The sequence below is a fragment of the Nesterenkonia aethiopica genome (assembly GCF_039534665.1).
Taxonomy (GTDB): domain Bacteria; phylum Actinomycetota; class Actinomycetes; order Actinomycetales; family Micrococcaceae; genus Nesterenkonia; species Nesterenkonia aethiopica.
Genome location: NZ_BAAAVT010000042.1, coordinates 1 through 1,247, shown reverse-complemented (window position 1 = coordinate 1,247; position 1,247 = coordinate 1). Strand labels below are relative to the sequence as shown.

The 1,247-nt window shown below is 61.4% G+C and carries 1 pseudogene; it reads left to right on the top strand.

The annotated features are described in order from the left end of the window. Positions 1-60: 60 nt before the first annotated feature. Positions 61-1,247 (top strand): annotated as a pseudogene (locus ABD658_RS15255) (IS3 family transposase).

The window sequence follows — 1,247 nt, the reverse complement described above, 5'->3', positions numbered from 1 at the left end:
GGGTCTGCTGAAGGTTCGGTTGACTTCAAGACTGCTGAGAAAGCAGGAAGGATGGAAGTCATGCCGAAAGTCGTCTATACCGAGGAGTTCCGCCGCACCGCTGTGGAGCTGGTTGCTGGCGGGATGAGCCAGAAGCAGGTCTGCGCGGATATGGGCTGCTCGAAGTCCGCGCTGCAGTCCTGGATCCGGGCTGCGAAGCTCGAAGAGCATGGGATCGAGCCGGCCAAGGACGCTGAGGAGTCCCGGGAGCAGGCGAAGATGCTGCGCCGGATCCGTGAGCTTGAGCAGGAGAACAAGGTTCTGCGCGAAGCGGCTGCGTATCTCTCCCAGGCGAACCTGAAGCTGGGTGGGGCCTCCCCAAAATGATGTTCCCGCTGGTCCGTGACCTTGCCGCTGCCGGGGTGCCGGTGGCGGTGACCTGCCGGGTTCTGGGCTTTACCAAGCAAGCCTTCTACAAATGGGCAGCAGCGCCGATCTCTCAGCGGGATTGGGATGAGGCCCACCTGCTCGACGCCGCGATAGATGTTCATGCTGATGACCCTGAGTTCGGACACCGGTTCATCGCCGATGAGCTCACCGCCGCCGGGTACCAGGCCTCTGAACGGCGGGTGTGGCGGCTGTGTTCACAGCAGCAGCTCTTCTCAGCCACTCAGCGCAAGGGCAGGAAGAAGTATAAGAAGCCGGGCCCGCCGGTCTGTGATGACCTCATCGGCCGGGACTTCACCGCTACCGGAGCTAACCAGAAGTGGTTGGTGGACATCACCGAACACCGCACTGGTGAGGGCAAGCTCTACCTGTGCGCGATCAAGGATGTCTTCAGCAATCGGATCGTGGGCTATGCCATCGATTCCAGGATGAAATCCCGCCTGGCAGTGACGGCTCTGCACGATGCTGTGGCTCGTCGCGGAGGCCCCTCAGAAGTAGCCGGGTGCATCGTTCACAGCGACCGTGGGTCGCAATTTCGTTCACGGAGATTCCAGCGGGCCCTGAAGGGGTACGAGCTGGCCGGGTCCATGGGCCGAGTAGGAGCTGCTGGGGACAATGCTGCGATGGAGAGCTTCTTTTCCACGCTGCAGAAGAACGTGCTCAATAGAGGCTGTTGGACCACCAGGGATCAGCTGCGGGCCCGGATCATCCATTGGATCGAAGCGACCTACCATCGCCGCCGTCGACAGCGGAGGCTGGGTAAGCTGACCCCGATCGAATACGAGACCATTCACAAAGAAGCCGTCGCCCTGGCGGCATAA